This window comes from Cellulomonas sp. P1_C4, assembly GCF_056406355.1.
The window spans coordinates 90,658-114,098 of sequence record NZ_JBFUAI010000004.1 but is presented as its reverse complement, the minus strand read 5'-3'; the positions used below and the strand labels follow the sequence as shown (position 1 = coordinate 114,098).

Below are 23,441 nucleotides of genomic sequence, written 5' to 3'. Positions count from 1 at the left end.
ACACCGAACGGGGTGCGGGCTCGAGCCCGCGCCCCGTTCGTCGTCTACGCAGCCTTGATGAACGCCTCCACCGCGTCGGCGACGAGCTGGACGGCGATCGCGGCGAGCAGGAGCCCCGCGATCCGCGTGACCAGGATGGTGCCGGAGTCGCCGAGGATGCGGTGGATGACGTTGGCGAACCGCATCGCCAGGTAGAGCGCGAGGTGCACCGCGACGACGCCGAGCGCGATGGCCACCCAGTCGGCGACGGTCTTGTCGGACTGCTGGACGAACACCATGGTGGCGACGATGGCGCCGGGGCCGGCCAGCAGCGGCGTGCCCAGCGGCACCAGGGCGACGTTGACCTTGCCGTTCCCGGACGGCTGAGGCTCCTCCATCTTGCCGGTGAGCAGCTCCATCGCGATGAGCAGCAGGAGAAGGCCGCCCGACGCCTGCAGCGCGGGCAGGGTGATGTGCATGTAGTTGAGCAGCGACTGCCCGAACAGGGCGAACGCCACGATGACGCCGAGCGCCACGAGGATGGCCTGGCGCGCGGCCCGGTTGCGCTGGTGACGGGTCATCGCGCCCGTGAGCCCGAGGAAGATGGGCACCACGCCGGGTGGGTCCATGATCACGAACAGCGTGATGAAGACGGACGCGAACAGGTACGCGTCGAACACGTTGCTCACGGCCGCACCACCGTCGTCGTCCCCTGGTCCTCGATCGCCGCGAGCACCTCGGGCGCGGTGAGGTTCTCGCCCAGCCGGTTGGCCTTGCCCTCGCCGTGGTAGTCGCTCGAGCCCGTGACCAGCAGCCCCAGGCGCTCCGCGATCGCGGTGAGCCGGGTGCGCTGGGCGGGCGAGTGGTCGCGGTGCTGCACCTCGATGCCGGCCAGACCTGCCGCGGCGAGGCGGTCGAAGACGCGGTCCGGCACGATGTGACCGCGGGCGTCGGCGCCCGGGTGCGCGAAGACGGGGACGCCGCCGGCGGCCCGGATCGCGCGCACGGCGTCGGGACCGTCGGGGGCGTAGTGGGGCACGTGGTACGGACCGTTCGACGCCAGCAGGTGCGAGAACGCGGTGTCGCGGTCGGGCACGACGCCGCGCGCGACCAGGGCGTCGGCGATGTGCGGGCGGCCGACGACGACCGCGTCGCGGGACTGCGCGAGGACGTCCTCCCAGGTGATCGGCACGTCGACCGCCAGGAGCTCGACGATCTGCCGCGCGCGGTTCAGGCGGGCGTCGCGCGTGCGGTCGAGCTCGTCCGTGAGCGCGGGGTGCGTCGGATCCTGCAGGTAGGACAGCAGGTGGATGCTGATGCCGTCCGCTCGGGCGGAGACCTCGGTCCCGCGCACCAGCGCGATGCCGTGCTGCGTCGCAGCGGCCGTTGCCTGCGCCCACCCCGCCGTCGTGTCGTGGTCGGTCAGGGCGACGACGTCGAGCCCGGCGGCCGCCGCGGCCGCCACCACCTGCGCGGGTGCCTCGGTCCCGTCCGACGCCGTCGAGTGGGTGTGGAGGTCGATGCGCACGGCCTCACGGTAGTGGGCGTCGATGGGAGGATGACGCCATGAGTGAGGACCAGACGCCCGAAGCCGCCCCCGCCCAGCCGCTCGCCGACCGCGGGAGCAACAGGTCGCAGCGACCGGGATCCCCGGAGTTCGTCCGGTGGATCACGTCCGGCTGGGGCGCGCGCCCGTCGTCCACCCTCGAGCGCAGCCCGGCGGCCGACCACACCGCCGCCCGCCGCTCGGCGCTGTCCGCGCGGTTCCCCGGCGACCGCCTGGTGATCCCGGCGGGCACGTTCCGCGTCCGCTCCAACGACACGGACTACCGCTTCCGCCCGCACTCCGCGTTCGCGCACCTCACCGGCCTGGGCGTCGAGCAGGAGCCCGACGCGGTGCTCGTGCTGCACCCGGTCGCGGACGGCACGGGCGACGACGGCAGCGGTCACAAGGCCGTCCTCTACATCCGCCCGCTGGCCGGCCGCGACACGGTCGAGTTCTTCTCGGACTCCCGGTACGGCGAGTTCTGGGTGGGCGCGCGCCCGACCCTCGAGGACCTTGAGGCGCTCACGGGCATCGCGACGGCGCACGTCGACGACCTGCGCGACGGGGTAGCCAAGGACGTCGGTGAGGACGGCGTGCAGGTGCGCCTGGTGGCCGACGTCGACAAGGCCATCGACGACCTGGTCGAGGAGATCCGCGCGACCGAGGCCGCGGGCGAGCGCGACGAGCGGCTGGCCGAGGCGCTGAGCGAGCTGCGGCTGGTCAAGGACGCGTACGAGATCGAGCAGATGCGCCTCGCCGTCGACACCACGATCGACGGCTTCGAGAAGATCGTCCGCGCCCTGCCGCAGGCCATCGCGCACCAGCGCGGCGAGCGCGTGATCGAGGGGACGTTCGTCGGGCACGCGCGCCAGGAGGGCAACGCGGTCGGCTACGAGACCATCGCCGCGTCGGGCGAGCACGCGACCACGCTGCACTGGACCGACAACGACGGCCAGGTGCGGGCGGGCGAGCTCGTGCTGATCGACGCGGGCGTCGAGGTCGACTCCCTCTACACGGCCGACGTCACGCGCACCCTGCCCGTGGACGGCACGTTCACCGAGGTGCAGCGCCGCGTGTACCAGGCGGTGCTCGACGCCGCCGACGCGGGCTTCGCGGCCGCCGTGCCGGGCGCCCGGTTCCGGGACGTGCACGACGCCGCCATGAAGGTCATCGCCGAGCGCCTGGCCGAGTGGGGGCTGCTGCCGGTGAGCGCGCAGGAGGCGCTGCTGCCCGAGAACCAGCACCACCGCCGCTGGATGGTGCACGGCACCAGCCACCACCTGGGCCTCGACGTGCACGACTGCGCGGTGGCGCGCGCCGAGCTGTACATCGACGGGGTGCTGGAGCCGGGCATGGTGTTCACCATCGAGCCGGGCCTGTACTTCAAGTCGGACGACCTGCTGGTCCCCGAGGAGTACCGCGGCATCGGCGTGCGGATCGAGGACGACGTCCTGGTCACCGCCGACGGCAACGAGAACCTGTCGGCGGCGCTGCCGCGCGAGGTCGACGCCATCGAGGCGTGGATGGCGGGACTGCTCGACGGCTGACGTGTCGATCTGGTCTGCCTGTCGGCGTCACTCCTGCGAGGAGGGACATCACCGACACAGGAGGCAGACATGGATCCGAACCTCGCACTGTTGTTCTCGAGGGCCGCGACGCTCGCCGAGGTGCACAGCGCACTGCCCGGCGCACCGCAGGTCGAGCCGGCACCGACGCGTCGCGAGCGCCGGGCCGAGCGGCTCAGGGCGCGGTCGGCGGCCCGCTCGGCGGCACAGGCGGCCCGAGCCGGTCGGCAGGCGGTCCGCTCGGCGGAGCAGGTGGTGCGGGCGGCCCGACCGGAGGGACGGTCGGGGAGCCCCACGGCTGGGACCCCGCACCCGGCGGGTACGTTGCCGACGGATCCGAGGGACTTGTGGTGGTGAGCGGTGCGGGTGGCCGCGCGGGCCAGCCGGACTGCACGCCGCCGATCTCGCGCAGCAGCTCGCGCGCCTTGTTCGCCTGCTCGGCCAGGCACAGCACGGCGTAGGACGACGCGACGATCTGGCTGGTCGAGGTGAAGTCCCGCCGCCCGCGCGAGAACGAGTACGTGATCACGGAGAACAGCAGGCCGAACGCGCCACCGATGAAGATCGCGGGCACGAGCGGGCTCTGTGCCTCCGGCGCGGAGAACAGGCTGAGCAGCAGGCCGACGAAGAGGCCGAACCAGGCCCCCGACAGGAACCCGCCGAGTGCCGCCCGGGGGTAGGACAGCCGCCCGGTGACTCGTTCGACCATCCGCAGGTCGGTGCCGACGATCGTCACCATCTGCACCGCGAAGGCCTTGTCGGCCAGGTGGTCGACGGCCTTCTGCGCCTCGAGGTACGTGGCGTAGGCGGCGACGGTCTCGCCCTGGGGTGGCGTGGGCGTGCGCGGCGGGCGGGCATTGCCGGAGAACGACATGCCGCGATCCTCTCCCAGCGGCGGGAGGATCGCCAGGGTCGGGCGGCCGGCAGGTGACGCTCAGCCGAACAACCGGCGGGGCGGCGGCCGTCGAGCGGGGCCCGGTCTAGGCTGACCGACGTGAGCAGCGTCGGGACCAGGGTGTTCGTCGCGCGCCTTGCCGGGACCAACGTGTTCGACCCCCTCGGTGACCAGGTGGGACGAGTGCGCGACGTCGTCGTGCTGGTGCGTCCCAAAGGGCTGCCCCGGGCCGTCGGGCTCGTCGTCGAGGTGGCGGCCCGCCGGCGGGTGTTCCTCCCGCTCACGCGGGTGACCTCCATCGACTCCGGGCAGGTCATCTCGACCGGCCTGGTGAACATGCGCCGGTTCGAGCAGCGCGCGTTCGAGACCGTCGCCGTCGGCGAGCTGCTGGACCGCACCGTGGAGTTCGTCGACGGCTCCGGGTCCGCGGTCATCGAGGACGTCGCCATCGAGCTGCAGCGCAACGGCGACTGGGTGATCTCGAAGGTCTTCGTGCGCCGGCTGCCCGCGGCCGGGCGGGGCATCCTGCGCCGGCGCGGCGAGACGCTGCTGGTGTCCGTCGACGAGATCACGGGACTCGGTCAGGCGTCGGCCGCACAAGGCGCCGAGCTGATGCTCGCGCAGTACGAGGACCTCAAGCCGGCCGACCTCGCCGACGTCCTGCACGACCTCGGGCTCACGCGCCGGCTCGAGGTGGCCAGCGCGCTGGACAACGAACGCCTGGCCGACGTGCTCGAGGAGCTGCCCGAGGACGACCAGGTCGGCATCCTGCAGGGTCTGGCCCGCACGCGCGCCGCCGACGTCCTCGAGGCCATGCAGCCCGACGACGCCGCCGACCTGCTGGGCGAGCTGCCGGACGACCAGCAGGCCGAGCTGCTCGAGCTCATGGAGCCCGAGGAGGCCAAGGACGTCCGACGCCTGCTGGCGTACGAGGACAACACCGCCGGCGGTCTGATGACGACCGAGCCCGTGATCCTCGGACCGGAGACCCCCATCGCCGCGGCGCTCGCGCACGTGCGCCGCCAGGACCTCACGCCCGCGCTCGCGTCGATGGTGTTCGTCGCGCGCCCGCCCCTGGAGACGCCGACCGGCCGCTTCATCGGCGTCGTGCACCTGCAGCGGCTGCTGCGCGAGCCCCCGCACGAGGCGATCGGCTCGATCGTCGACACGGACATCGAGTCCATCCCCGTCGACGCCCCGCTGCTGTCCGTGACCCGCAACCTGGCCACCTACAACCTGCTCGCGCTGCCCGTCGTGGACAGCGAGAAGCGCCTGCTGGGCGTGGTCTCGGTGGACGACGTGCTCGACCACCTGCTGCCCGAGGACTGGCGCGAGACCGACGACGAGGGCAACTACTCCGACACGAGCGTGCTCGGCGGCACACCACGTCCGGGGGTGAGCCGTGGCTGACCGCCTCGACACCCCGCTGGAGTCGCGGCGACGGTTCATCCGCCGGCCGCAGCTCGACGAGGACGCCTCGGGCAAGATCTCGGAGAGCATCGCCCGGTTCCTGGGCACCCCGCGCTTCATCATCTACCTGACGCTGTTCTGCCTGCTCTGGATCGCCTGGAACGTGTACGCCCCGGAAGACCTGCGCTTCGACCAGGCTGCCAACGGGTTCACCGCCCTGACGCTGGTGCTGTCGCTGCAGGCGTCCTACGCCGCGCCCCTCATCCTGCTCGCGCAGAACCGCCAGACCGACCGCGACCGCGTGCAGGCCGAGCAGGACCGGCAGCGGTCGGAGCGGAACCTCGCGGACACCGAGTTCCTCGCCCGCGAGATGGCCGCGCTGCGCATCGCGCTGTCCGAGGTGGCCACCCGCGACTTCGTCCGGTCCGAGCTGCGCAACATGCTCGAGGATCTCGTCGCGGAGCGGGAGGGCAACGACGACCGCGACCGCGAGCGCTCGGACAAGAAGGCCGACCGCGGCGAGAAGAAGCGCCAGCCGCGCGGGCCGTCGGACAAGGCCGCGCGGGGCTGACCCCGAGCGCGACCTACGATGGGCCCCATGCCGGAGCCCCTCGACCCGCTGACCGACGCCATCCGCGAGGCTCTCTCGCACGTGCTCGACCCCGAGATCAAGCGCCCGATCACCGAGCTCGGCATGGTCCGGTCGATCGAGGTCGTCGGCTCGCGCGCCACCGTCGGCATCGACCTGACCACACCGGGCTGCCCGCTCAAGGACACGCTCACCCGCGACGTCAGCGCCGCGGCCGTCGCCGTCGACGGGGTCTCCGAGGCGTCCGTGGTGTTCGGGGTCATGTCGGCCGAGCAGCGGAACGAGCTCAAGACGCTGCTGCGCGGCACGTCCGCCGAGCCGGTGATCCCGTTCGCACAGCCGCAGTCGCTGACCAAGGTGTTCGCGATCGCGTCCGGCAAGGGCGGGGTCGGCAAGTCCTCCGTGACCGCCAACCTCGCCGTCGCCATGGCAGCCGACGGTCTCAAGGTCGGCATCGTGGACGCGGACATCTACGGCTTCTCGATCCCCCGGATGCTCGGCGTCACGCGACAGCCGACCCGCGTGGACGACATGCTGCTGCCGCCCGAGGCGTTCGGGGTCCTCGTGGTCTCGATCGGAATGTTCGTGCCGCCCGGCCAGCCCGTCGTGTGGCGGGGGCCGATGCTGCACCGGGCCCTGCAGCAGTTCCTCGCGGACGTGTTCTGGGGCGACCTGGACGTGCTGCTCCTCGACCTGCCGCCCGGCACCGGCGACATCGCGATCTCGGTGGCGCAGCTGCTGCCTTCGTCGGAGATCGTGGTCGTGACCACCCCGCAGGTCGCCGCGGCCGAGGTGGCCGAGCGCGCCGGGTCCGTCGCCGTGCAGACGCGGCAGCACGTGGTCGGCGTCGTGGAGAACATGTCCTGGCTGGAGCAGCCCGGCGGGTCGCGGCTCGAGCTGTTCGGGTCCGGCGGCGGCTCCCGGGTCGCCGAGAACCTCACGCGCCTCACCGGTTCCGACGTGCCGCTGCTCGGGCAGATCCCCCTCGACGTGCGGCTGCGCGAGGCCGGCGACGACGGCACCCCGGTGGTGCTCAGCGACCCGGACTCCCCCGCCGCGCACGCCCTGCGCGAGGTCGCGCGCTCCCTGGTGTCCCGCCGCCGCGGTCTCGCCGGCCGCTCACTGGGCCTGACGCCTGCAGGTCGCTGACCGGCTATCTCGCCGCGCGGCGGCTCAGGACCAGGTGAACGACGCCGGAGGGCGACGGGGTCGCTTCGATGTCGAAGCGGTCCTCGAGTCCTTCGAGCCCGTCCCAGAGCCGTTCGCCCCTGCCCAGGACGATCGGCACGAGGACGACGTGCAGGTGGTCGATCAGATCGGCCTCGAGGAACTGCCGGACCGTGCTGACACCGCCACCGATCCGGACGTCGAGGTCGCCGGCCAGGGCGCGAGCCTGCTCGAGCGCGGCGACGGGGTCGGCATCGACGAAGTGGAAGGTCGTCCCGCCGTCCATCTCGAGCGCCGGCCGGGGATGGTGCGTCAGGACGACGACGGGGGTGTGGAAGACGGGGTTCCCGCCCCACCATCCCTTCCACTCCTCGTCCTCCCACGGACCGCGCTGGGGGCCGAACTTGTTGCGCCCCATGATCTCCACGCCGATGCCGGGCCCCCACCCGCTGGCGAACGCCTCGTCGACGCCGAGGGATCCCTCCGTCTCCCCGTGGATGCCCATCTCGCGGAAGGTGCGCGTCTCGAAGGCCCACTCCAGGAGCCGTGTCCCCGCATGTCCGAACGGAGCGTCGAGCTGCTGACCCTCCCCGGCGCCGAAGCCGTCGAGGGAGACCGAGAAGTTGTGCACGCGGACGCGGGACATGTCATCTCCTTCGCGGGTCACCGACGACCCAGGTCTGACCTTGGAGGACATCCGCCGCGATGTGCAAGACGAGCCCCTGTGTTGGGGTTTGTTTGGTTTCGTGCGAAGATGTTCAGGTGCTCGCCTCCCAGCGTCAGGACCGGATCCTGGCAGCCGTGCGCTCCAACGGGGCCGCCCGCGTCGCGGACCTGGTCGAGAGCCTCGACGTCTCGGACATGACGGTGCGGCGCGACATCGCGGAGCTGGCGCGTGCCGGACTGGTCCGGCGCGTGCACGGCGGAGCGGTGGCCCCGGACGCGCCGGGCAGGCCCACCGACGAGCCCGGCTTCGAGGCCAAGCGCTCGTGGGCCGGACCGGAGAAGGCCGCGATCGCCCGGGCGGCGCTGGCCACGATCGAGCCCGGTCAGTCGGTCGCGCTGTCCGCCGGCACGACGACCTACCTGCTCGCCGAGCTGCTCGCCGGCGCCGGCATCGGCCCCCTCACCGTCGTGACCAACGGCCTGCGGATCGCCGACGTCCTGCACGGCGCACCCGGCGTCGAGGTCATCCTCACGGGCGGGGTCAGGACGCCGTCCGACGCGCTCGTCGGCCCCGTCGCCGACGCCACCCTGGCGAGCCTGCGCGTGGACCGCACCTACCTCGGCGTGCACGGGCTCGACGCGACCGGCCTCACCACGCCCAACCTCGCCGAGGCCGCCACCGACCGCGCGCTCATGGCGTGCGCCGCGGCGACCACCGTGCTCGCCGACCACACCAAGTGGGGAGTCGTCGGCCTGGCCCGCATCGCCCCCCTCGACGACGTCGACACGCTCCTCACCGGCGACGCCCTGCCCGCCGACGCCCGACCCCACCTGACCGCGACCACCCTGGTCACGGTCGCCACCACGGGAGCCACCACGTGAACGTCCGCCTGACCACGACCACGCTCGCCGACGGTCGGGAGCTGCTCTACTTCGACGACTCGGAGCCCTACGTCTCGGGCACCGCGACGAGAGAGCTGCACGACGCCCGCCCGCTGGTGGACCGGTTCGCCCCAGTGCCCGACGCCGACGGCGTCCCGCAGCCGGTGACCGGTCCGGAGCTGCGCCGCGACCCGCTCACCGGTGACTGGATCCCGATGGCCGCGCACCGGATGAACCGCACGTTCCTGCCGCCTGCCGACGCCAACCCGTTGGCCCCGGCCAAGCCGGGTGCGGTCTACCAGGACGGCGAGATCCCGGCGCAGGACTACGACGTCGTGGTGTTCGAGAACCGGTTCCCCTCGCTCCTGGCCGTCCCGGGCATCCCCGACGCGCCGGTGCAGCGGGACGGCGAGCCGCTCTGGACCGTCCGCCCGGCCGCCGGGCGCTGCGAGGTCATCTGCTTCTCGTCCGACTCCACGGCGTCGCTGAGCACCGTCACGCCGCGCCGCATGCGCACGATCGTCGAGGCGTGGGCACAGCGCACCGAGGCCCTGAACGCGCTGCCGGGCATCGAGCAGGTGTTCGTCTTCGAGAACCGCGGCAAGGAGATCGGGGTCACGCTGCACCACCCGCACGGCCAGATCTACGCGTTCCCGTACCTGACGCCGAAGACCACGGCGATGCTCGCCGAGGCGAGGGCCCACCGGGAACGGACCGGCCGGCTGCTCGGCCGCGACGTGCTCGACGCCGAGCTGGCCCACGGCGAGCGGATCGTGCTGGAGTCCGAGCACTGGGTGGCGTACGTGCCGTTCGCGGCGCGCTGGCCCGTCGAGGTGCACCTGGCGCCCCGTCGCGACGTCCCCGACCTGCCGGCGCTGACCGACGCCGAGCGCGAGGACCTCGCGACGACGTACCTGACGCTCCTGCAACGGCTGGACCGGTTCTTCGTCGGCCCCGACGGCGAGGCCATCCCGCTGCCGTACATCTCCGGCTGGCACCAGGCGCCCGTGCGCGAGGGCCGTGAGGACTCCCGGCTGCACCTGCAGCTATTCTCGGTGCTCCGAGCGCCGGGCAAGCTCAAGTACCTCGCCGGTGTCGAGTCCGGCATGGGCGCCTGGATCAGCGACACCACCCCCGAACGCATCGCGACCCGACTGAAGGAGCTGGCATGACCCCCGAGTGGCTCGAGGCTTGGACTCCCGCCGAGGGGACCGACCGTGCCCGCTCGCTGTTCGAGGCCCGGTTCGACGAGTCGCCGGACGGCACGTGGTCGGCGCCCGGCCGGGTCAACCTCATCGGCGAGCACACCGACTACAACGGCGGCCTCTGCCTGCCCATCGCGCTCCCCCACCGCACCTACGCGGCGGTGCGGCGTCGCGACGACGACACCGTGCGGCTCGTGTCCGCCCAGGAGCCGGACGGCATGCGGACGATCGACCTGGCCGACGTCGGGCCCGGCACTGTCGACAGCTGGGCGGGGTACGTCGTCGGCGTCGCGTGGGCCATGCACCAGGCCGGGTACGCGGTGGGCGGCTTCGACGTGGCGATCGACTCGTGCGTGCCGTACGGTGCAGGGCTGTCGTCGTCGGCGGCGCTCGAGGCGTCGGTCGCGGTCGCACTCGACGCGGTCTTCGCACTGGGCCTTGCGGGTTCCGACGAGGGCCGAGCGACGCTCGCGACGCTCTGCGTGCGCGCGGAGAACGAGATCGCCGGCGCGCCGACCGGGGGCATGGACCAGGCGGCCGCGCTGCGCACGAAGGCCGGCAACGCCCTCCTGCTGGACTGCCTCGACGGCTCGGTCCGGCACGTGCCGTTCGACCTGGCCGCGCACGACCTGGCGCTGCTGGTCGTCGACACCCGGGCTGAGCACTCGCACGTCGACGGGCAGTACGCAGCCCGCCGCGCGTCGTGCGAGGCAGCGGCCGCGCGCCTCGGCGTCGGCACGCTGCGCGAGATCTCCGACGACCCCCGCGGTCTGGAGTGGGCGCTGGACAAGCTCGACGACGAGGTCGAGGTGCGCCGCGTCCGGCACGTCGTCAACGAGATCGACCGCGTGACCTGGTTCGTCGCGCTGCTCGACGCCGGCGAGATCGGCTCGCCGGTCGGGACCCTCATGAACCAGTCGCACGCCTCGCTGCGCGACGACTACGAGGTGTCGTGCCTCGAGCTCGACCTCGTCGTCGAGTCCGCCCGCGCGGCCGGTGCCGTCGGTGCCCGGATGACCGGCGGCGGGTTCGGGGGGTCGGCGATCGCCCTGGTCGACGCGGGCGAGGTGGACCGCGTGGCGCAGGCCGTGGCGGACGCGTTCGCCGACGCCGGCCTGCGCTCCCCGGCGTTCCTCGTCGCGACGGCGGCCGCCGCGGCGAGCTGAGCAGGGCTGCGGGTTCGGCACGAGGTCGACGTCGGTCCTGACGTATGAGACGCCGGAATGGTTGTGCTACCTGAGGCGGATGTGTCGAGCGACCACGCTCTCTAGCGTCATGGGCGTACAGCACCGCGCAGGGGATGACGAGCGCCGGGCGACCGCGGAGGGGCGGGAGCCCGGCGTTCGTCATGCGGACGCGCGGCGGGTGACGTCCTCGTGCAGGGCCCAGAAGACCGAGTAGGGCGTGCCGGTGGGGTCCGGCGTGCGGGCGGCGAAGTCCTGGAACACGTCGTTCACCCGGGCCACCAGCTCCTCGAAGCCGGCCGCGTCCAGGCGCAGGCCGAGTCGCGAGGTCAGCACCGTCGCGGGGTCGACCAGCGCGACCTCCTCGAGGAAGGTGTCGATGAGGATCTGGCTCATCCCGGGTCCGCCCGGCGTCCGCCACGATTTCCCCGTGGACTTGTACGGCACCTCGCGGGACCCGCGGGCACCGCGCCGGACCGGCTGGGCCGCCAGGAAGCCGCGATCGACCAGGGTGCGGACGTGGTGCAGCACGGTGGCGGGGTTGCGCTCCAGCCGGTCGGCGATCTCCCGGTTGGTCAGCGCCTCGTCGAGGCAGAGCCGCAGGATCCGCATGCGCACGGTGCTCGCCAGGGCGCGGGCGTCGGCGTCGATCTCAGAGGTGCTGTCCACGGGCGCGCTCTCCGTCATGTGTCGATGTTCCCACGAGTGATTGACTTTTCCCAATCAGTTGTCGATGCTGGTCGCCGTGAGCACCGAGACACCCACCCGATCGCTGATCCACCACCCGGACTTCCGCCGGCTGTGGACCGGCGACGCCCTCGGCCAGCTGGGCGCCCAGCTGACCGCGCTCGCGCTCCCCATCTTCGCCGTCCAGCAGCTCGCCGCCACCGAGTGGCAGATGGGTGTGCTCAACGCGGCCGAGTACGCGGCGTTCTTGGTGATCGGGCTGCCGGCCGGGGCGTGGGTGGACCGGATGCGCAAGCGGCGCGTGCTCATTGTGGCGGACCTCGTGCGGGCCACCGTGCTCGCGGTCGTCGTCGCGACCGCCGTCACCGGGCACGCCTCGATCCCTCTGCTCATCGTCGCCGGCCTCGTCATCAGCGTCGCGACCGTCTTCTTCGACGTCTCCCACCAGAGCTACATCCCAGGCCTGGTCGGGCTCGACCACCTGGTCGAGGGCAACTCGAAGCTGCAGGCCACGGCGTCGGTCGCGCAGGTCGCCGCCCCCGCGATCGGCGGCCTCGCCCTACGGGTGATCACCGCACCCGCGCTCATCGCCGTCACCGTCGTCACGTACCTCGCGTCGGCCTTCGCGGTCGGCCGCATCCGGCACCAGGAGACCCCGCCGCACCCCGACACGCGCCGCCCGCTCAAGGTCGAGATCGCGGAGGGTCTGCAGTTCGTCGTCCACGAGCCGTACCTGCGCCGCATCGTCGCGTGCACGTCGCTGGGGAACTTCGCGGGCGCGATCGCCGGCGCCGTGACCGTGATCTACGTGCTGCGGACCCTCGGCCTGGGCACCGCGGCGTACGGCGCGATCCTGTCGGCCGGGTCGATCGGCGCCCTGCTCGGCGCGCTCGCCGCGGGCCGGCTCGCCCAGTGGGTGGGCGAGGGACGCATCATCCCGCTGTCCGCGCTGGTCATGGCCCCCGCGTTTGCGCTGACGCCGCTCGCCTCCACCGGCACGTTCCCGGCCGCGGCGCTGCTCATCGCCGGCGGTGCGCTGTTCGGCTTCGCCGTCATCGTCTACAACGTGGGGCAGGTCAGCTTCCGCCAGCGGGTGTGCCCGCCGCCGCTGCTCGGGCGGATGAACGCGTCCGTGCGGTTCATCGTGTGGGGCACGATGCCGATCGGCGGGCTGCTGGGCGGCTGGCTCGGCACCCACCTCGGCGTCCTGCCGACGCTGTGGGTATCGGTCGCGATCATGGCCGTGTCCGCCCTGCCCGTCGTCATCTCGCCGCTGCTGCGGATGCGCGACCTGCCGGGAGCCCCGGTCGCCGACGAGCCCGCGACCGCCGCGACCGACGCCTGAGCGGCTCGGCCCCGGTCGCGGCGGAAGCGTGGGTCAGCCGCGCGGGGCGTCCGCGGCGAGCAGGACCTCGAGCCGGGCGCGGTACTCGCTCTCGTCGATCTCCCCGCGGGCGTAGCGCTCGGCGAGCACGCTGCGCGCGCCACCGGTCCCGCGGGGGCCCTCGCCCTCCCAGTAGCGGCGCCGGCGGCGGGCGCCGAACGTGAAGAACAGGGCGATCACGCCGAACCAGAACAGCGGGATCAGCAGGAACCAGGGACCGGGTCCCCAGCCCCACCCCCAGCCGTAGCCGACGGGGTGGGACAGGAGCGTGGTGAGCATGACGACCTCCGACGATGCGCGGCGGCCGACCGTCGACCGCACCACCACCCTCGCCCCGCTACCCCTTCAGAGTCGTCGTCCAGCGGGACCGTCCTGGTCGCTCCGATCGGAGTCAGCCGGCCCATCCAGGGCGCACCAGCCCCGACTCGTAGGCGAGCACCACCATCTGCGCCCGGTCCCGCGCGCCCAGCTTCGTCGCGGCACGCAGCACGTGCGTCTTGACGGTCAGCGGGCTGAGGAAGAGCCGCTGCCCGATCTCGTCGTTGGACAGACCCTCCGCGACGAGCACGAGGACCTCCCGCTCCCGGGGCGTGAGGTCTCCGAGTGCCGACGAGGGCGGCGCCTCGCGCGTCGCCCGCGCGACCGTCGCCAGCAGCCGCCGCGTGACGGTCGGTGAGAGGAGCGCGTCACCGGCGGCGACCACCCGCACGGCCCGCAGCAGGTCCGCCGGCTCGGTGTCCTTGACCAGGAAGCCGGACGCGCCGCCGCGGATCGCCTCCGCCACGTACTCGTCCAGCTCGAACGTGGTCACGACGACCACGCGGACGCCGGCCGCCCGCGGTTCGTCGACGATCCGGCGCGTCGCCACGAGCCCGTCGGTCCCCGGCATCCGGATGTCCATGAGCACCACGTCGGGCAGCAGCTCGAGCGCGAGGCGGACGGCGTCGCCGCCGGTCGCCGCCTCCCCCACCACGGTCATGTCGGGCTCGGCGTCGATGAGCGCGCGGAAGCCGCCACGGACGAGGCCCTGGTCGTCGGCGAGGAGCACCCGAATCACCGCGGGACCTCCAGGCGGACGTGGAACCCGGTCGGGCCCGAGGAGGCCGTCAGCGACCCACCCACCGCGGCGGCCCGCTCCCGCATCCCGCGCAGCCCGTAGCCGTCGACCAGCGGGGCGACCGGCGGCCCGTCGTCCTGCACCTCGAGCACGATCGTCTCCCCCACCACCATGGTGACCTGCACGGATGCACCGGGCGCGTGCCGGCGGACATTGGTGAGCGACTCCTGAAGGACACGGTGGAGCACGGCCGCCGTCTCCTCGGGAACCGCTGCGTCGAGGCCCACGTCCTCGATGACCAGGCCGTCGGCCCGCGCCCGCTCGACGAGTGCGCCGAGACCGCCCGCGGGAGTTCGTGGTGCCTCCCCGTCGGCGCGCAGGACCCCGAGCACGTCCCGGACCTCGTCGAGCGCGTCGCGGCTCGCCTCGCGGATCTCGACCAGCGCGCGGCGCGCCGCCTCGGGCTCGCGGTCCATGAGGTGCAACCCGACGCCGGCCTGCACGGTGATCCCCGACAGCGAGTGCGCGAGCACGTCGTGCAGCTCGCGGGCGATGCGGAGCCGTTCGGCGGCCACCGCCGACTCCTCGCGCGAGACCCGGGCGGCTCGGACCGCCTGCATGCGCTCGGTACGACCGCGAGCACCCTCGCCCAGCAGCATCGCGATCGCCAGCCCGGTGACAGTCAGCGTCGTGTACACCGGGCTCGGTCCGTCCGGGGAGAGCGCCAGCAGGACGACCGCGAGCGCACCGGCGACCCCCGCCGCGAGCGACAGGAGCCGTTGCCGCGTCGCACCGAGGGCCACGACGACGAAGCCCAGGGGAACCAGCGCGGGTCCGGGCTCGTACCCGAGCGCGAGGTACGCGACGGGCCCGACGACGGCGAGCGTCGCGCCGACGACCGCGGACGCACCCCGCCGGACCACGAGGACCAGCGAGGCCGGGGCGACGAGCAGGAGCAGCACGGCGAGGGCGTCGAACGCGCGGGCGGCCGGGTGCCAGGCGTTGGCACCCGCGCAGCCGAGGACGGTGAAGAGCGCGAGCAGTGTGGCCGGGACCGCGATCCAGCCGGACCCCCCGCGGCCCCACGGCGGACCCGGCCACGGGGCGGGCGCGGGCGTCATCCGACCACGGTAGCGACGGGCGCAGCCGTGGCGCGTGCTCCATGGGGAGCGTCGCAGCCGCTCCGGTCGGACTACGCCCCGCGGCGGCGCAGGAGGACGAGCAGGCCGCCGGTCAGCACGAGCGCGAGGCCGAGCAGCCCCACCGGGGCCGAATTCGCTCCGGTCGTCGCCAGGACGCCGCTGTTGTCGATCGGGGGGCCGGGCGTCGGTGGCAGCGGGGTCGGAGGCAAGGGCGTCGGCGGCAGGGGCGTCGGCGTGGGTGTCGAGCCCGCGGTCACCGTCACGGTCACCGTCGTCGTGGCGCACAGGTCGTCGGCGATCGCGGCGCAGATGGTGTACTCGAAGGTGTCCGTCCCGGTGAAGCCGGCCTCCGGCACGTAGTGGGCCGTGCCGCCGTCGATCGTGACGGTCCCGTGCGACGGCCCGCTCGTCACGGTCGGGGGGGCGACGGCGCCGCGGTCGTTGCCGGACAGGTCGATGTCGACGCCAGTTCCCTCGGTCGTCGTCGCGGTGTCCGGCTCGGCGACCGGGGACACCTCCACGGTGACCCGGGCTGTCGCGCACAACCGGGGCGCGCCGTCGTCGCAGACGATCGCGCCGTAGAAGTCGCGGCCCGCAAACCCGTCCTGCGGCGCGTACGTGGTCGAGCCGTCGAGCTGCACGCTGGCGTTCCCGCTCCGAGGCGGGATCCCGCGCAGTACCACCAGGGTGTCGCCGGCGTCCGGGTCCGCGACCACCAGCGTCCCCGTCACCGGCGTCCCCGTGGTCGTGACCAGGGTGAGCGGCTCGATGGTCGGCGGGGCGTTGGGCGGGTCCACGGTGACCGTCACGAGAGCCGTGTCGCAGAGCGGAAGCGGCGGCGGAGTCGTCGCCGGCGAGCAGATTCGATACGTGAAGGTGTCGGTGCCGGTGAAACCCTCGGCCGGTGTGTAGGTCGCGTCGCCGGTCGTGGGGTCGAGGGCCACCGTGCCGCGGGAGGGTGCGGACACGGGCGCGGCGTCGAGCGGGGCGCCGTCGCTGTCGTTGGAGAGCACGGGGATGACGACCGGGGTGTCCTGCGTCGTCGTCGCGACGTCATCGTTCGCTCGCGGGTACACGTTGATCGTGACCGTGCCGGTGTCACACGCCGGGACGGGTGCGGCGTTGTCGCAGACCTGGAACCCGAAGCCGTCGATCCCGGCGAAGTCGAGGTCGGAGTGGTACACGAACCCGCCGCCTGCTGTGAGGTCCAGTACGCCGTCCGCCGGCCCCGCGATCGCCTCGTAGGTGAGCCGCTGGCTGTCGCCCTCCGGGTCCGAAGCTGTGACGCTCCCGGGGAGCAGGTCCCCGGTGACCGTGTCCAGCACGAGATCGTCCGCCACCGGCGGCCGGTTTGCCGGCGGCGGGCGATCCACTACCTGCGTCGAGACCCGGGCCGCGTCCGCCGACCCGTCGTTGTTCGCGGGCACCGTGTCGATCGTGCTGGAGGTCGAGCTCGCCACGTTCAGCAGGGTCGAGCCGGCCCCTACGGTGACCGACCCGGCGAACGACAGGTCCCTGACCTCCCCCGCCGCGAGGGTGCCCACCGACCATGACAGGACGTTGCCGTCGAGGGTGCCGGTCGTCGATTTCGGGTCGAGCGTGAAGCCGACAGGGAGGGTGTCGCTGACCACCACGTCCGCCGCGGGCGACGGACCCAGGTTGTGCACATGGAGGGAGTACTGGATCGTGCCGCCCACCAGCACGGTGGCCGGGCCGGTCTTGCTCACCTCGACGTCCGCGTTGTCCGGGGCGGGCGCGCCCAGGCAGATCGGGGTGGCCGCGAGCACCGCGACCGACGTGCGCATGACGTTGTCGATCGTCCCGGTCTCGACGTCGAAGATCTGGCCGGACGGCGCCATCGTCTGCACACGGATCGGGTCGGCGGCCGAGCTGCCGACGAACCTGCCCTGGACCCGGGTCGTGCCCGAGAACTGGTACCCGCCGAATCCTCCGACCGATCCGTCGTCCGCGAGCTCGACCGCGGTGGTGAGGCCGCTCGAGCTCTGCTCCCAGATGCCGTTGTTGGTGAAGTTCTGGCCGACCTGCACGAGACCGGCGTTGCTCGACGTCCTGCCGTTGTTCATCAGGGAGCCCGTGGCGGTGACGGCGCACGAGTTCTGCAAGGCACCCGAGCCGTTGATCGTCAGGCCGCCCCCGACCTCCACCGACCCCGAGTTGCGCAGCAGGCTGTTGACGGTCGTCTCGCCGTGCACCGTCAGCGTCCCCGCGTTCTCGAACGTGACGCCGGAGTTGAGGTTCATGGCGCCCTCGACGACGAACGTCCCCTCGTTGACGTACGCGCCCGCCGACGGGCTGAACCCGCTCCCGATGGTCATCGAGGCGTCGGGGGCGACACGGACGTCCGACGACCCGTTCACACCTAGGCCGGCGAACGACGCCGTGCCCTCGACGTCGAGGGAGAAGCCCGCCGCCACGACGACCGATGGCATCACCAGCGACCCGCCCGCGGCGACGACCATCGCCCCCGCAGCGTTGTTCATGTAGAAGCCGACCAGGGCCGCGCCCGGCCCGACGCACAGCGTCCCGCCCGCGGGCAGTGCGTCGATGCCGCCCGTGAAGCTCGTCGCGACGAGGACGACCTCCCCCGCGTCGACCCTGATCTCGCTGGCGGTGGGATCCTGCGTGCGCGTCGGCGCCGCGCACTGCGTGGCGAAGTCCGCCCGCGCTGCGGACGCCTGACCGGCGACCAGGGCCGCGACGGCGAGGAACAGCACGAGGAGCATGGCTCCCGGGCGCATCGCCAGCCTCTGCACGAGCTCCCCGTTCGTCGGCCCCTTGTCCTGACACACCGTACATGGCGGTACGAACCGGACGTCAGAGGTCGTACACGACCACCACCGGGGCGTGGTCCGAGAAGCGCTCGGCGTAGGTGGCGGCCCGGTCGACCGTCGCGCTCACGGCGGCGTCGGCGAGGTCGGGCGTGGCCAGCTGGTAGTCGATGCGCCAGCCGGCGTCGTTGTCGAACGCCTGCCCGCGCCAGGACCACCACGTGAACGGCCCGGGACCCTCGCCGCCGAGCTCGCGCCCGAGGTCGTGCCAGCCTAGGTCGTCGAACCACCGGTCCAGGTAGGCGCGCTCCCGCGGCAGGAACCCCGCCGACTTCAGGTTGCCCTTCCAGTTCCTGATGTCCGCCTCGCGGTGCGCGATGTTCACGTCCCCGGCGACGACGGCGTACCCGCCCTGCTCGGCGATGTCCGCCAGCCGCCCGGTCACGTGGTCGAGGAACGCGTACTTCTCGTCCATCGACGGCGTGCCGACCGTGCCCGAGTGCAGGTACGTCGACACGACCGTGATGCTGCGCGGCGGTGCACCCTCGTGCGCCGGCAGGGCCAGGTCCGCCTCGACCCAGCGGCCGGAGTCGCCGGTCACGCCGGTCTTCAGCCCGATCCGGATCGCCGTCATCGGCAGCCGGCTCGCGATGGCGACCCCCGCCCGACCCTTGGTCTCGCTGGCCTCGTGCGCCAGGTGCCACTCGCCCGGCGGCAGGTGGTCGGCCAGGATCTCGTCGGACGCCCGGACCTCCTGCAGGAGGATCACGTCGGGCTTGCGCGCATCCAGCCAGGTCCCCATCCCCCGCTTGTAGGCGGCCCGGATCCCGTTGACGTTGACGCTCGCGATGGTCAGCACCGGACCATCCAACCTCACTGCAGGGACGACTCCCCGCGGTAGGCCGCTTCAAGGACCGCGACGTCCAGCTTGCCCATCGTGAGCATGGCCGCCATCGCGCGCGCGACGCCCTCGGCGTCGGGTCGCGACATGATGTCGTCCAGCTGCACGGGCACCACCTGCCACGACACGCCGAACTTGTCGACGAGCCAGCCGCACTGGCTCGGTCGGCCGCCGTCGGCGGTCAGGGTCTCCCAGTAATGGTCGACCTCCGCCTGGTCCTGACAGTCGAGGACGAACGAGAAGGCCTCGTCGAGGACGAACACCGGGCCGGCGTTGAGGAAGGTCGCGCGCATGCCGTCGATCGACAGCTCGACGATGAACTCGGCGCCCTCGGCGACGCCCGGCGTGCCCGGCGGCGCCGTCACGACCGAGTGGATGGTCGTGTTCGGGATCACCTCGGCGTAGAACCGTGCGGCCTCGGCGGCCTGGTGGTCGAACCAGAGGTGCGGACGGACGATGCCCATGACTGATCTCCCTCCGACGACCGGGGCCGGCCGCCACCGCACCAGCCTGGCCCCGATCGTGGAAGTTCTCAGCCCAGCAGGCGCTCCGCCGTGTCCACGACGTTGCTGAGCAGCATCGCGCGCGTCATCGGCCCGACGCCGCCCGGGTTGGGCGACACCCACGACGCGACGTCGCGGACGCTCGGGTCGACGTCGCCGACGACCCGGCTCTTGCCGGTCTCCGGGTCGGTCGACCGCGAGACGCCGACGTCGATCACGACGGCTCCCGGCTTGACGATGTCGGCCGTGATGATCCCCGGGACCCCGGCCGCAGCGATGATGACGTCGGCGTTGCGGGTGTGCTCCGCGAGGTCCTCCGTGCCGGTGTGGGTGAGCGTGACGGTCGCGTTGATCTCCCGGCGCGTGAGCAGCAGGCCGATCGAGCGCCCGACGGTCACGCCCCGCCCGACGACGACGACGTCCGCCCCGTGCAGGTCGATGTCGTGCCGCAGCAGCAGGTCGATGATGCCCCGCGGGGTGCACGGCAGCGGCGACGTGACCGGCTCGTTGACCCGCAGCACCAGGCGCCCGAGGTTGGTCGGGTGCAGGCCGTCGGCGTCCTTGTCGGGGTCGACCAGCTCGAGCACCCGGTTGGCGTCGATGCCCTTGGGCAGCGGCAGCTGCACGATGAACCCGGTGCACTCCGGGTCCTCATTGAGCCGGCGCACGGCCGCCTCGATCTCGTCCTGCGTGGCCGTGGCGGGCAGGTCCTCACGGATCGAGGCGATGCCCACCTCGGCGCAGTCCTTGTGCTTGCCGGCGACGTACCAGCGCGAGCCGGGGTCGTCGCCGACGAGCAGGGTGCCGAGGCCCGGCGTCACGCCTCGCGCTGCGAGGGCGACCACCCGCTCGGTCAGCTCCGCCTTGATCCGGGCCGCCGTGGCGGTCCCGTCGAGAAGCCGAGCCGTCATCAGTACTGCTGCAGGTCGGAGTACAGCGGGAACGACTCGGTGAGCTTGAGCACCCGGGCCTTGAGCGCCTCCACGTCCGTGGCGGCGCCGTTGATCAGCGCGTTCGCGATGATGTCCGCGACCTCCGTGAACTCGACGTCCCCGAAGCCCCGGGTGGCCAGCGCCGGCGTGCCGATGCGCAGGCCGGACGTGACGCGCGGGGGGCGCGGGTCGAACGGCACCGCGTTGCGGTTCACCGTGATGCCGGCCGCGTGCAGGAGGTCCTCGGCCTGCTGGCCGTCGAGGTCCGAGTGCCGCAGGTCCACGAGCACCAGGTGCACGTCGGTGCCGCCCGTGAGCACCGAGACGCCGGCCGCGGCGACGTCGGGCGCGGAGAGGCGCTCGGCGATGAGGCGGGCGCCGTCGAGAGTGCGCTGCTGGCGGTCCTTGAACTCCTCGGTGCCGGCCACCTTGAACGCGACGGCCTTGGCCGCGATCACGTGCATGAGCGGGCCGCCCTGCTGACCGGGGAACACGGCCGAGTCGATCTTCTTCGCGAACTCCTCGCGGCTCAGGATGAAGCCCGAGCGCGGGCCGCCGATCGTCTTGTGCACGGTCGACGAGACGACGTCCGAGTGCGGGACGGGGCTCGGGTGCAGGCCCGCGGCCACCAGGCCCGCGAAGTGCGCCATGTCGACCCAGAGCTTGGCGCCCACCTCGTCGGCGATCGAGCGGAACGCCGCGAAGTCGAGCTGGCGCGGGTATGCGGACCAGCCGCCGATGATCACATCGGGACGCTGCTCGAGCGCCTTCTCGCGCACCACGTCCATGTCGACCAGGAACGTCTCGGGGTCCACGCCGTAGGCACCGACCTGGTAGAGCTTGCCGGAGAAGTTGATCTTCATGCCGTGCGTGAGGTGGCCGCCGTGCGCCAGCTCGAGACCGAGGATCTTGTCGCCCGCGTTGATCAGGGCGTGCAGCACCGCGGCGTTGGCCGTGGCGCCCGAGTGCGGCTGGACGTTGGCGTGCTCGGCGCCGAACAGCGCCTTGGCGCGGGAGATCGCGATGTTCTCCGCGATGTCGACCTGCTCGCAGCCGCCGTAGTAGCGGCGGCCCGGGTAGCCCTCAGCGTACTTGTTGGTCAGGACGGAGCCCTGCGCCTGCAGGACGGCGCGGGGGACGAAGTTCTCGCTCGCGATCATCTCGAGCGTGCCCTGCTGGCGGGCGAGCTCACCGTCGAGGACGGCGGCGATCTCCGGGTCCAGCTGGGAGATGTTCTGGTCCATCAGGGGGATCTGGTCGGCGCTCATGGCACTCCTGTCGGCAGTCAGCGTGTACGCGCGCACCGGCACCCGCACACTCGTGTGTGGTGACCGGGGGCCCAGGCGTCCGACCCGTTGGTCTGCTGCTGCGTCGCTCCCCGGTGGTGACCCACCCGTTTCGCCAGTCGCGACGGGCACAGACTAGCAACCCGGGTCGGGCCTGTGTCGCCCCGTCTCAGGCGACGTCAGTCGTCGCTCTCACCGTCGCCCAGGATCTTGCGCAGGTAGGCGTAGGTGAGGTCACCGGCCGTCTGGTCGTGCTGGTGCTCGTACCCGTGCTTGGCGTACAGCGCGAGGTTCTGCACCGAGTCCCGCCCCGTGAACACCCAGACCTCCTCGATGCCCTCGGGCAGGAACGGCAGGATCGCCATGAGCATCTGGGTGCCGAAGCCCTGCCCCTGCAGGTCGGGGGCGACCGCGAAGCGGCCCAGCGTCGCCTTTGGGCCCTCGATCAGCACGCGGATCGACCCGACGAGTCGGTGCCCGTACCAGCCGCCGAGCGTGATGACGCCGTCCCTCTCGAGGTCCTCCTGGAGCTCCTCGAGCGTCTGCGTGAGCGGCGGGATGTGGGGGTCGCCGTACTGCTGGGCCTCGGTGACGAACGCGGCACGGCGCAGCGTGAGCAGCTCGCCGGCGTCGTCGCGGGTCACGGAACGGATGTCGAGGTCGGGCTGCGTCATGCGGCCCATCGTGTCAGCCGATCCGCACGACCACTACTCTCGGACCTCGTGTCCTCCGACTCACTCGACAGCACTCGGCCCGACTTGCCTGACGGCACCCATTGGGTCCTCACCCTCTCCTGCCCCGACCGCCCCGGGATCGTGCACGCGGTCGCCGGGCTGCTGGCGGAGCACGGGGGGAACATCACCGAGTCGCAGCAGTTCGKGGACCCCCTGTCCGGCCTGTTCTTCATGCGCGTGCAGGTCACCGCGTCCACGCCGCGCGACCAGCTCGAGGCGGCGTTCGCGCCGGTGGCCGAGCGCTTCGCGATGGACTGGTCGCTCGACGTCGTCGGCCGGCCGGTCCGCACGCTCGTGATGGGCTCGACCGCCGCGCACTGCCTCAACGACCTGGCGTTCCGCCAGCGGTCGGAGAACCTGCCGATCGACCTCGTCGCCGTGGTGTCCAACCACACCGCCCTCGAGCCGCTCGCGCAGTTCTACGGCATCCCGTTCCACCACGTCCCCGTCACGGCGGCGACCAAGGCGCAGGCCGAGGCGCGGCTGCTCGAGCTGGTCGAGGAGCTGGACGTCGAGCTGGTGGTCCTCGCCCGCTACATGCAGATCCTGTCCGACGACCTGTGCCGGGCGCTGCAGGGCCGGGTCATCAACATCCACCACTCGTTCCTGCCGTCGTTCAAGGGCGCCCGCCCGTACGCGCAGGCCCACGACCGCGGGGTCAAGCTCATCGGTGCGACGGCGCACTACGTGACCGGCGACCTCGACGAGGGCCCGATCATCGAGCAGGACGTCGAGCGCGTCGACCACTCCCGCCACGTCGACGACCTGGTGGCACTGGGGCAGGACGTCGAGCGACGAGCTCTGGCCCGCGCGGTGCGCTGGCACGCGGAGCACCGGGTGCTGCTCGACGGGCACCGCACGATCGTCTTCCGCTGAGCCGCGGTCTCCGCACACCGGCACGGACGAGGGGCCCGCAACCTCACCGGTCGCGGGCCCCT

The 23,441-nt window shown here is 72.6% G+C and carries 23 protein-coding genes and 1 riboswitch; of the genes, 9 read left to right on the top strand and 14 right to left on the bottom strand.

Annotation, left to right across the window (positions count from 1 at the left end; all coding sequences use genetic code 11):
* Nucleotides 1–44 precede the first annotated feature (44 nt).
* Entirely contained in the window at nucleotides 45–668 is a 624-nt protein-coding gene (locus AC1DYZ_RS04280) for a MarC family protein (RefSeq protein WP_477063971.1), read from the bottom strand.
* A complete protein-coding gene (locus AC1DYZ_RS04275; RefSeq protein ID WP_477063970.1) occupies nucleotides 665–1,507 on the bottom strand; it encodes a PHP domain-containing protein in 843 nt (280 codons plus the stop codon). Before AC1DYZ_RS04275 ends, AC1DYZ_RS04280 begins: the two co-directional genes overlap by 4 nt.
* Before the next feature lie 38 nt (nucleotides 1,508–1,545).
* Between AC1DYZ_RS04275 and AC1DYZ_RS04270 the strand changes: the two genes are divergently transcribed.
* The gene (locus AC1DYZ_RS04270; protein ID WP_477063969.1) at nucleotides 1,546–3,072 is read left to right on the top strand and encodes an aminopeptidase P family protein; all 1,527 of its coding nucleotides are present in this window, start codon (nucleotides 1,546–1,548) and stop codon (nucleotides 3,070–3,072) included.
* A 193-nt stretch (nucleotides 3,073–3,265) separates the two neighbouring features.
* On the opposite strand, the gene AC1DYZ_RS04265 is transcribed toward AC1DYZ_RS04270, so the two are convergent.
* Nucleotides 3,266–3,964 carry a YflT domain-containing protein gene (locus AC1DYZ_RS04265; RefSeq protein ID WP_477063968.1) on the bottom strand — a complete coding sequence of 233 codons (699 nt, stop codon included), beginning with the start codon at nucleotides 3,962–3,964 and terminating at the stop codon, nucleotides 3,266–3,268.
* A gap of 120 nt (nucleotides 3,965–4,084) precedes the next feature.
* Here AC1DYZ_RS04265 and AC1DYZ_RS04260 point away from each other — a divergent pair, with 120 nt between their 5' ends.
* Genes AC1DYZ_RS04260 through AC1DYZ_RS04250 form a run of 3 tightly spaced genes read left to right on the top strand, consistent with a single transcriptional unit; the run spans nucleotide 4,085 to nucleotide 7,133 of the window.
* Nucleotides 4,085–5,395 carry a magnesium transporter MgtE N-terminal domain-containing protein gene (locus tag AC1DYZ_RS04260; RefSeq protein WP_477063967.1) on the top strand — a complete coding sequence of 437 codons (1,311 nt, stop codon included), beginning with the start codon at nucleotides 4,085–4,087 and terminating at the stop codon, nucleotides 5,393–5,395.
* Nucleotides 5,388–5,966, top strand: a complete 579-nt coding sequence (locus AC1DYZ_RS04255) for a DUF1003 domain-containing protein (RefSeq protein WP_477063966.1) — start codon at nucleotides 5,388–5,390, stop codon at nucleotides 5,964–5,966. The genes AC1DYZ_RS04260 and AC1DYZ_RS04255 overlap by 8 nt, the downstream gene beginning before the upstream one ends.
* A gap of 27 nt (nucleotides 5,967–5,993) precedes the next feature.
* Complete coding sequence (locus tag AC1DYZ_RS04250) at nucleotides 5,994–7,133, top strand: Mrp/NBP35 family ATP-binding protein (protein ID WP_477063965.1); 1,140 nt, start codon at nucleotides 5,994–5,996, stop codon at nucleotides 7,131–7,133.
* Nucleotides 7,134–7,137: 4 nt separating this feature from the next.
* On the opposite strand, the gene AC1DYZ_RS04245 is transcribed toward AC1DYZ_RS04250, so the two are convergent.
* The gene (locus AC1DYZ_RS04245; RefSeq protein ID WP_477063964.1) at nucleotides 7,138–7,797 is read right to left on the bottom strand and encodes a dihydrofolate reductase family protein; all 660 of its coding nucleotides are present in this window, start codon (nucleotides 7,795–7,797) and stop codon (nucleotides 7,138–7,140) included.
* Between the two features lie 116 nt (nucleotides 7,798–7,913).
* Between AC1DYZ_RS04245 and AC1DYZ_RS04240 the strand changes: the two genes are divergently transcribed.
* Genes AC1DYZ_RS04240 through galK form a run of 3 tightly spaced genes read left to right on the top strand, consistent with a single transcriptional unit; the run spans nucleotide 7,914 to nucleotide 11,070 of the window.
* Nucleotides 7,914–8,699 (top strand): DeoR/GlpR family DNA-binding transcription regulator, encoded by a 786-nt coding sequence (locus tag AC1DYZ_RS04240; protein WP_477063963.1) that lies wholly within the window; start codon nucleotides 7,914–7,916, stop codon nucleotides 8,697–8,699.
* Nucleotides 8,696–9,871 carry a galactose-1-phosphate uridylyltransferase gene (galT, locus tag AC1DYZ_RS04235; protein ID WP_477063962.1) on the top strand — a complete coding sequence of 392 codons (1,176 nt, stop codon included), beginning with the start codon at nucleotides 8,696–8,698 and terminating at the stop codon, nucleotides 9,869–9,871. Before AC1DYZ_RS04240 ends, galT begins: the two co-directional genes overlap by 4 nt.
* On the top strand, nucleotides 9,868–11,070 hold the full coding sequence (gene galK, locus AC1DYZ_RS04230) for a galactokinase (RefSeq protein ID WP_477063961.1): 1,203 nt from the start codon (nucleotides 9,868–9,870) through the stop codon (nucleotides 11,068–11,070). Before galT ends, galK begins: the two co-directional genes overlap by 4 nt.
* A 180-nt stretch (nucleotides 11,071–11,250) precedes the next feature.
* Here the strand turns inward: galK and AC1DYZ_RS04225 are convergent, their stop codons facing one another.
* Nucleotides 11,251–11,775: an ArsR/SmtB family transcription factor gene (locus AC1DYZ_RS04225; RefSeq protein ID WP_477063960.1), complete on the bottom strand. Its 525-nt coding sequence runs from the start codon at nucleotides 11,773–11,775 to the stop codon at nucleotides 11,251–11,253.
* A gap of 58 nt (nucleotides 11,776–11,833) precedes the next feature.
* Here AC1DYZ_RS04225 and AC1DYZ_RS04220 point away from each other — a divergent pair, with 58 nt between their 5' ends.
* Nucleotides 11,834–13,120, top strand: coding sequence for an MFS transporter (locus AC1DYZ_RS04220; protein WP_477063959.1), 1,287 nt, complete (start codon nucleotides 11,834–11,836; stop codon nucleotides 13,118–13,120).
* A gap of 33 nt (nucleotides 13,121–13,153) precedes the next feature.
* Here AC1DYZ_RS04220 and AC1DYZ_RS04215 read toward each other — a convergent pair whose 3' ends face one another.
* The 9 genes from AC1DYZ_RS04215 to AC1DYZ_RS04175 form a co-directional block, all read right to left on the bottom strand.
* The gene (locus AC1DYZ_RS04215; RefSeq protein ID WP_456824861.1) at nucleotides 13,154–13,438 is read right to left on the bottom strand and encodes an SHOCT domain-containing protein; all 285 of its coding nucleotides are present in this window, start codon (nucleotides 13,436–13,438) and stop codon (nucleotides 13,154–13,156) included.
* 112 nt (nucleotides 13,439–13,550) lie between these two features.
* Entirely contained in the window at nucleotides 13,551–14,216 is a 666-nt protein-coding gene (locus AC1DYZ_RS04210) for a response regulator (RefSeq protein WP_477063958.1), read from the bottom strand.
* Entirely contained in the window at nucleotides 14,213–15,337 is a 1,125-nt protein-coding gene (locus tag AC1DYZ_RS04205; RefSeq protein WP_477063957.1) for a sensor histidine kinase, read from the bottom strand. Before AC1DYZ_RS04205 ends, AC1DYZ_RS04210 begins: the two co-directional genes overlap by 4 nt.
* Before the next feature lie 71 nt (nucleotides 15,338–15,408).
* The gene (locus AC1DYZ_RS04200) at nucleotides 15,409–18,168 is read right to left on the bottom strand and encodes an Ig-like domain-containing protein (RefSeq protein WP_477063956.1); all 2,760 of its coding nucleotides are present in this window, start codon (nucleotides 18,166–18,168) and stop codon (nucleotides 15,409–15,411) included.
* 25 nt (nucleotides 18,169–18,193) lie between these two features.
* A complete protein-coding gene (locus tag AC1DYZ_RS04195) occupies nucleotides 18,194–19,006 on the bottom strand; it encodes an exodeoxyribonuclease III (protein WP_477063955.1) in 813 nt (270 codons plus the stop codon).
* 14 nt (nucleotides 19,007–19,020) lie between these two features.
* Nucleotides 19,021–19,512: a VOC family protein gene (locus AC1DYZ_RS04190; RefSeq protein ID WP_477063954.1), complete on the bottom strand. Its 492-nt coding sequence runs from the start codon at nucleotides 19,510–19,512 to the stop codon at nucleotides 19,021–19,023.
* Nucleotides 19,513–19,580: 68 nt separating this feature from the next.
* Nucleotides 19,581–20,462 (bottom strand): bifunctional methylenetetrahydrofolate dehydrogenase/methenyltetrahydrofolate cyclohydrolase, encoded by an 882-nt coding sequence (locus tag AC1DYZ_RS04185; RefSeq protein ID WP_477063953.1) that lies wholly within the window; start codon nucleotides 20,460–20,462, stop codon nucleotides 19,581–19,583.
* Complete coding sequence (gene glyA, locus AC1DYZ_RS04180) at nucleotides 20,462–21,751, bottom strand: serine hydroxymethyltransferase (protein WP_477063952.1); 1,290 nt, start codon at nucleotides 21,749–21,751, stop codon at nucleotides 20,462–20,464. The genes AC1DYZ_RS04185 and glyA overlap by 1 nt, the downstream gene beginning before the upstream one ends.
* A 62-nt stretch (nucleotides 21,752–21,813) precedes the next feature.
* A riboswitch (ZMP/ZTP riboswitch) is annotated at nucleotides 21,814–21,902 on the bottom strand.
* A gap of 46 nt (nucleotides 21,903–21,948) precedes the next feature.
* Nucleotides 21,949–22,443, bottom strand: a complete 495-nt coding sequence (locus tag AC1DYZ_RS04175; protein ID WP_477063951.1) for a GNAT family N-acetyltransferase — start codon at nucleotides 22,441–22,443, stop codon at nucleotides 21,949–21,951.
* Nucleotides 22,444–22,491: 48 nt separating this feature from the next.
* On the opposite strand from AC1DYZ_RS04175, the gene purU reads away from it, so the two are divergent.
* Nucleotides 22,492–23,379, top strand: a complete 888-nt coding sequence (gene purU / locus AC1DYZ_RS04170) for a formyltetrahydrofolate deformylase (protein WP_477063950.1) — start codon at nucleotides 22,492–22,494, stop codon at nucleotides 23,377–23,379.
* Nucleotides 23,380–23,441 lie beyond the last annotated feature (62 nt).